Origin of the sequence: Bradyrhizobium sp. 23 (assembly GCF_023073295.1) — a bacterium.
In the GTDB taxonomy this organism is placed as follows: Bacteria; Pseudomonadota; Alphaproteobacteria; order Rhizobiales; family Xanthobacteraceae; genus Bradyrhizobium; species Bradyrhizobium canariense_D.
The window spans coordinates 14,117-21,096 of record NZ_JADPJF010000096.1 but is presented as its reverse complement, the minus strand read 5'-3'; the positions used below and the strand labels follow the sequence as shown (position 1 = coordinate 21,096).

Genomic DNA, 6,980 nt, shown 5'->3' with positions numbered 1-6,980 from the left:
GCTTGATCGCCGGAACCTGACGCTCCTCCAACGCACCTTCCACGACTAGCGGCGCGAATGTCGGCTGCGATACCTCGCGCGGCGGCAACACGCCTCGTTGCCGAAGCCGCCGTCGCCAATCGTAGATCTGCCAGCGCGTCGCTCCGTGCTTGCGCGCCACCTCGGACACCTGGGCACCGGGTAACAGACTCTCGGCGACGATCCGAGCTCTCTCAGCTTCCGAACGTACGCGGCGCCCCGATGGTCCTTCAAGAACCTCCAGCCGGCTCACCGATCCCCTCGTTGAGCCGTCCAAATGGACGTCCTTTTTGCTGTCCAATCCCATCCGAAACCTCCGTCCAAGCCGGAGGCTTCTTTCCCACGTTCATTCGAATTCTGAAGCAAGGGTATCGGCTTCGCGCTTACGGATGACCGCCATGGCCGAGCGCTACGTTAATCAGGCCCGCGAACGCGAGTTCGCCAGGATTGTCCGGGACGCTTGTCACAACGCGGCATCACGGGAGATGTCGATCCCATTCCCGTCGACAGGCTCGAAGAGATCGCAAGCGAAGTCGCTGCAAGAGCCTCGGCGCACTCAATCGGTCTCCCGTACGAGGATACGCTCAACTGGGAGCGCCTACGCGAACTGCTTCGCGTAGCGCACGGCGAGTCTGAGTAGGTAGCCAACCTCAATCTTCCTTCGCTCGCCTGCCCAGCGCATTAAGTCTCGGCGGTTGCTGGTAACGATCCCTCGCGCGGGTGAGGCTTACGGGCAGACGGGTCCCTGTCGCGAAAGCCAAGGTTAACGAGCTCACGCGCGGTAAGAAGAACGAGCGACGGGATAAAGTCCATGCGCCATGTCCGGGAAGGAATCGATGGCTCGCGGCCCAAGATCAAGTTCGGTGCCCATGCCGCTTGAAAAACGCTTCGCGCTGAAGCACTACCCATGCGTCGCGAACGTGCCCTCAAGGAGCCGCGGGGTTATTACCTGCAACAACTGGAACAGTCGGCTGCGGCGCATATTTAGCGGCGAAGTCCGAGCAGAGCCTGTTTCGATATTCGGCAGGCAAGGACGCGAGCACCGATGCGGCAGCCGCCGCCCTTGCGTCTCCCTTCGATTTCACGGTCAGGTAGGCGATCAACCGATGAAGGGTGAGAAAGATGGAGAAAAAATTCCGCGTATTGACGTAGAAGCAATGATTGCCTTCCAGGCTGCCCTCCCGGTCCTGCCGATGCCGCTGAACGATTGCTGTTCCCGCATCAAAGTCGGTGACAGCAAAATTGCCATCACCGAGCGGCGTGAATAAGGGAGGATTGCTGAGAAACTTGCTCAGGTCGAGCTCCTGTCCGCGCACAGCCCCGATCAGCGACATTCGATCCGCCATGGAGATGTTGCGGCGAACTTGAAATCCTTTCTGCAATTCAATGGCGCACACGACGTAGCGCGGAAGGCGAGTAGATTCCATTGCCTTTCCTTGAGCGGCCGGCGTGCACAGATCCTGCTTGACGAGCTGAGCCAGATGGGCAAGCGCGCCGGACACCCCGACCGCCTTCCCCTTCAGGAGCAGAGGAGCAGGATCTTTCTGACGGAGCTTGATTCCAATATCCAGCAGGTCGTCAAACTCATCGCCTGCAGGAAGGTCCATCTCGAGCAGGGACGACCACCCGAACGGCCAAAGCCAGATCGTCGACCGCACTTTCCGGTTCGTGTTCCACACGGCTCCATTTAGCGTTAAATCGAGATTCTTGGGCCTGCAGCGTACCGGCCACACAAAATCGCTGGCTTCTCCAAACGGAGTTATACTTCCTGGTACATTGCTAGCGACCGTCTGATAGCGCGGCCAAAGGTGATTCCGTCGCAGATCGAGTTCATTATTCAGAGGAAGCAGGACCAGGTTCGCAAGTTCGATCTTGGTGCCGCGGGTGCGCATCTGGCGGAAATCAGAAGCGGACCAAAGGAAATGGACCCTTGGATCGAAATCGGCCCCAACGAACGGCTGCGACCAGAGATGAACGTCAAAAACACAATAAACCACGCGCGCCATTTCAAATTCCTCGCAAGCGCCGCATCGGGGGTGACCACCTTCTATTGACCGTTTACCGTTTGTCTTCTCGCCCTTGGCGCGATATTCTCACAACGCTGTACAGCTGGGCTACGTGCCCAAAGATGCCGCCACTGCTTGCCACACAAGGCGAGCAAGGCGGCAACTATCTCCTGGGGCCGGCCGCAAGGCCGGTCCCAGCCGCATCATTTGGTCACGATGACAGGTTTGCTCTCTTTAAGCTCATCTCGCATGACCGCCAAACGCACGGCCTTCTCATCGAAGTACTTACCAATCGTATTCGTTGCTTTGAGACCGCCAGCGTCGTCCGGTTCCTTGACCGGATCATCCATTTCCGGCTGAATCTTCCACCAGGCAGCTTTTCTCATGAGTTTGACGAACTTGTTCTTTCTGACCAATTCCTCCGCTTTCGATCGCTTCGTCTCGTCGGATATCTTGAGCTTAAACCATCCGAGCAAAATCTTGCCGCCGTCGTACGTGGGCACTGCAAGCGAACCGAAAAACTGCTTATCGCCCTGGATCATCATGACGGGCTCGAAGTTGCCCCCGGCAGCGCGCAAAGCTTTCCGGAGCATTCTGCCGGGACTGTCAGTTTCCTGGACAACGCGGGCTTTGCGCCATTGACTGGCTATAAATGACAAACCTTGCAAAACGACGGCTGCAATGAAAGCAAGCGCGATCGCAGCGCCACAGAGCGCGAGAAACGCAATCGCACTTACACTTGATCCGATCCCTGCGAAACGCAGCTGCAAGGAAGGAAATCCAAGCGCCGCCAGAAGGAACAAGAGAACCGAGATAAAAATGCTGAGTGTGACGGACTCCGTCGCACCGAGTTCTACTTTCCATTTGGGAGCGAATAATCGCAAAATCATCAAGAAAAGCGTGCCGGGAATGATGTACGACGCAAGACGCAGCGAAACACCGCCAACGCTTTCCGTTCCGAATAGGCCGATGCTCAACTTCTTTTCCGCAACAAGCGCGCCGGCAGTCGTTTTGTTGTCCTTCACGTTCTGAAGTGAATAGCTGAGACCGAACCCCAGATTCTCGTCACGCTCTTCGATGCTGGAATCTGCCTTCAGGCACAATTTGTTCCGCACCAGCGTCGAACCGGGCTCAACGCTGCCGAGAACTATAGTGTCTTTTGTGGAGCACACGCCGCTTGTGTCGAGGGTGCCGACTTTCAAGAAGGTCGGCCCAAACAAGCTGAGACCCGCATCGATTATCCTGGCCTCGGTCGCATTCTCGATCCACACGTTGAAGCTCATCGTCTGGCCGGCGAGAATTTCATTGCGCTCTAGAATAACCGTCAACGCCGGCTTGCCGGGAGCATCGGCCGAGGCCGCAACGCCAGGAAGCACACAGGTCACCAGCTGAAGGACGATGGTCCAAAAAAAGCCACCCGGCCTACGATTTAAAAAAGAGCGCACGTGCCGCTCCCATTGAATTTCACGGTGCAGGCCCCGCGGCGCGTCACCGCATCAAATTGCGTTCTACTAAAGCTTGCAGTAAGCTAGACTTGCTCGGAGGGTAAGGCAAGCTCGTGCGGCAGCCTAGCCCAGCACCGCAAAATTGGCGCGAAAACGATCGAGCCCTTTTATGGCAACGACGCACCGCAGCCCGGTTCGCTTTTGAACGCGCTTGCCTGGTGTGGCCCCCCGGATACAACTCGACATTTTTCGTCAAGGCTCCTGCTACTCAGACTTGCCAAGACGGCATTACGGCCCGATCGTATCGGTTGCGACGAAAATCTATTGCGAGGAAAAACTTTTATCGGGAGACGGATATGGCCCCTCATCCTCCACCCTGCGCCGCCAATGAAGTCTTGTGGGGAAACCTGTGCTACCCCCGCATCGATGCGATCCGTATCGAGAGGGTCGGCGCCGACTACAAGTTCATCCTTGAGGAAGTGCCCGGCGAGCTGCTTCCCGGTTTAGCGGACAAAGCCGGCGATCAGGCCAATTTGCACGTCAAGAAGGCGGGCCCCGGTTTTGAGGTAACGATCACCTCGGTCCCGCACGGGGATGCGACCGATCTACTCAAGCAGCTGCGGCCTGATGAGCCGAACCTCAAGCTGCCAGACTGAGGCATGCCATAATGCTAAGTTTGTCCTTGAGGGTGTGCACGGCAGCGCTGCTCCTGACGATCCCCCTCGCCGGCTGCGGCCTTGTCCCGCCTACGCTCACAGAAGCGTGGGAGGCGCAAGATGTCGGCCCCGACATGGTGCTTAAGATAAAGCGCAATATTCTGTGCGAAACCATCAAGGGGATACGCAGGGTCAATCAAACTCCAACCGGATTCGGACCGCCGATACCGCCAGACTATGGCATTCAGTTGCAGTTGACCCCTAGCGTTGTGGAAAGCTCGGGCTTCACGCCGAACCTGACTTATAATCGTACGCTTACGAACGGATCGGAATCGGGCCTCTCGATCGGTAGGAGCTGGAGCGTAGGCCTTTCGGGAGAGCTTTCATCGACTGCAACACGAACGGATACAGCCTACTCCTACTGGAGTGTCGGCAGCATTGCGGGCCCCGGCAAGAACAAAGACATGTGCGACGAGCAGGCGTGGCCTATCGAACGAGACGCCAGCTCACTTCTCGTGAAGTCGGATTTGGGTATAGCGCGTTTTTTGGAGGACCACGTAAAGGCTGCCGATCTGCTCCATTCATCAAAGCCGCAGGGTGCGAAGAAGCCTGAAAAGATCGACGTTTACAGTTACGATCTGAAGTTCGTGGTTGTCTCCAGCGGCGGCGTAACCCCTCAATTCAAGCTTATTCCGCTGTCCGGCGGCGGAACGCCGATCCTGAACCTGAATCGCTCCCGCACACATGAGCTGCTGCTTACCTTCGGGCCAACGGGTCCCAATGGCTTCGCCCCGTCCCAAATCTCGTTTTACCAGCACATCAATACCCAACTGGGATCGACCCTCGCGCGCAGGCCTGGGCCCTAGAGGCGCCAGTTTATTAGCCGCAGTTGACTGCAGCAGCATCGCCGCGGGGAGCAAAGCGGACATCGCTTATACTTCCGCTCATGCCCGTTTTGACCGAGTAGCGCGGCGCTAGCGGCAAATGTCCGCGGGTACAGCCCTCCCGGTGCATGCGCTCCTCGAAGCGACTTCCGGTCGTCGCTTCACTCCGCACCGTTCAGGTCGGGCGCAAAAACATCGTGCGGAAGCGAGAAGTGCTCCACCCTCTTCGCCGGCTTGTTATTTAACAACAACCGAACGACGTCGGGGCGGGAGTAATGCCCCGCAGGGTCAGCCGCGTTCTTCGCTATGCCGATCGCGGCAAGATCGATAGTGGCATAGACGATCCCTACGCTGGTTTCAGGCAACTTCTCCGCGAGCGGACTGCCGTCAGGACCGTAGATTACGGCATGTCCGCCGCCCTCATGCACCAGGTTGCGCTTGTCCTCTGTATCGCACATCTCCTCGACCATCTCCCGGGAGATAACGGCGCAAGGCGCCAGCACGAAACAGGATCCTTTCGACCGCATAAATCTTGCTGACGGCATTGTTGGTCTCCCAGCCAAGCGCGTACGCAAAGGGCTCGTACATGGAGAGCGTTCGATGAACGCGCGGACCTGCGGCATGTAGCGTGGGACCGGCGGCCTGTTCTCCTTGCCCTTGCACTGCAGAAGCTCGTTGCCGTCCGCCTTCACGTCAAAGTGACATGCGCTTTGTTCTTTGCGTCGCGCAGCGAGTAGATGATCCGGCTACGGTCTTTGACGGCCGCGTCATACGCGCCCTGCCCGACGCAATGACCCATCATCGCGCTTTCGCGATCGAGCGCCGCCGGCGTCAAAAGACGCACGATCCGGCTGCCGTCGGCGAACGTCATCACCGATTCTTCGCCCTCGCCGTCGATATGGGGCGCGGCCGCCGCATTGAAAGCGAACCGCCGCATCGCCTTGTCGGCTTCAGCGATCGCCTGCGCGAGCGAGCCGATCTTAAGGAGCTTCAGCGGACGGCCTTGCTCGTCGCAGCGCTGCAGCCATTCTTCGTTGTTCACCCGCGCAGCTTCGATCCAGTCGGCAACGTGGCGCACACGCGCCTCGAGCGCGGCATTCGGCACGAAGCGATGAAACCTAACGCCGGACGCGAACTTCTCGCGCAGCCAGCCCGGTGCGTCAGGATCTTATTTTTCGAGAGGCTGAAGACCGTCCGGCCCATTGCGCAACGCGCGTTCCAGACAAATAGCCAGCAGTCGCGCTGTGGCCTGGTTCTGAGAACATCCGGCGAGGAAGGTGTTGATTTCACCACTGTCGACTACGTTGTATTCCAAAAACGGCGTGGGGCAAAGCCCGGTAAAGGTTTAACAACGCCACGGTTATAACACGCGCGCTTTCCTGTTTTCCAGCAAATCCGTTAAATCATTGAATCGTTGGAAAATTGTTCTGCACAGCGAGATAGATATTAGTGCGTGCTCATAAGGATTCGGCGGCCTGGTGATCGAAAGACAACGGTCCGGCTTTAACGCCGGCGAAGGTGGCGCTTGCCGCCGTCAAGGGCGACCGGACGATCGCTCAACTGGCCGAGCAGTTCGACGTCCACCCCAATCAGATCACGGCCTGGAAGGCCCAATTGGAAGGCGGCGCGTGCGGAGGTTTTTGACCTGGCAGTGCTGCGCCCGCCGCGCCTGCGATCGACGTAAAGTCGCTGCACGCCAAGATCGGAGAGCTGACGCTGGAGAACGATTCCTAAGAAACGGCAGCACCAGCTTTCGGCAACACGGGCTGGAGAACAAACCCGAATGCCTTGGCACGCCGATGCAGATTGTTGACGACCCGCGTGCGGTAGCGCGTCTCGTAGGATGAGCCCCCGGATCGACATACTCCATTCCGTGTCGCACCGCGTTGTAGAATAGGACTGCGATCTTGCGGGCCGTGGCGGTCACCGCCTTGGCCTTGCCGATGCGGGACGAGAGGCGCCTGTAAAAGG

The 6,980-nt window shown here is 58.2% G+C and carries 6 protein-coding genes and 3 pseudogenes; 3 read left to right on the top strand and 6 right to left on the bottom strand.

Going from position 1 to position 6,980, the window contains the following annotated elements:
- From IVB32_RS22920 to IVB32_RS22910, 3 genes are all read right to left on the bottom strand, one after another.
- A partial coding sequence (locus tag IVB32_RS22920; protein WP_247411506.1) for a transposase occupies positions 1-325 on the bottom strand: 325 nt, incomplete at its 3' end.
- 619 nt (positions 326-944) lie between these two features.
- Positions 945-2,024 carry a hypothetical protein gene (locus tag IVB32_RS22915; RefSeq protein WP_247360299.1) on the bottom strand — a complete coding sequence of 360 codons (1,080 nt, stop codon included), beginning with the start codon at positions 2,022-2,024 and terminating at the stop codon, positions 945-947.
- A gap of 203 nt (positions 2,025-2,227) precedes the next feature.
- On the bottom strand, positions 2,228-3,469 hold the full coding sequence (locus IVB32_RS22910; protein WP_247360301.1) for a hypothetical protein: 1,242 nt from the start codon (positions 3,467-3,469) through the stop codon (positions 2,228-2,230).
- A 356-nt stretch (positions 3,470-3,825) separates the two neighbouring features.
- On the opposite strand from IVB32_RS22910, the gene IVB32_RS22905 reads away from it, so the two are divergent.
- Both IVB32_RS22905 and IVB32_RS22900 read left to right on the top strand, forming a co-directional pair.
- Positions 3,826-4,125 carry a hypothetical protein gene (locus tag IVB32_RS22905; RefSeq protein ID WP_247285503.1) on the top strand — a complete coding sequence of 100 codons (300 nt, stop codon included), beginning with the start codon at positions 3,826-3,828 and terminating at the stop codon, positions 4,123-4,125.
- Positions 4,126-4,136: 11 nt separating this feature from the next.
- Complete coding sequence (locus IVB32_RS22900) at positions 4,137-4,991, top strand: hypothetical protein (RefSeq protein ID WP_247360303.1); 855 nt, start codon at positions 4,137-4,139, stop codon at positions 4,989-4,991.
- A gap of 179 nt (positions 4,992-5,170) precedes the next feature.
- Here IVB32_RS22900 and IVB32_RS22895 read toward each other — a convergent pair.
- Together IVB32_RS22895 and IVB32_RS22890 are read right to left on the bottom strand one after the other, a co-directional pair.
- Positions 5,171-5,606, bottom strand: a pseudogene (locus tag IVB32_RS22895) (nitrilase-related carbon-nitrogen hydrolase); the annotation flags it as partial.
- A gap of 91 nt (positions 5,607-5,697) precedes the next feature.
- Entirely contained in the window at positions 5,698-6,114 is a 417-nt protein-coding gene (locus tag IVB32_RS22890) for a hypothetical protein (protein WP_247285501.1), read from the bottom strand.
- Between the two features lie 413 nt (positions 6,115-6,527).
- Here IVB32_RS22890 and IVB32_RS22885 point away from each other — a divergent pair.
- A pseudogene (locus IVB32_RS22885) lies at positions 6,528-6,737 on the top strand (transposase); the annotation flags it as partial.
- 2 nt (positions 6,738-6,739) lie between these two features.
- Here IVB32_RS22885 and IVB32_RS22880 read toward each other — a convergent pair.
- Positions 6,740-6,980, bottom strand: a pseudogene (locus tag IVB32_RS22880) (IS110 family transposase); the annotation flags it as partial.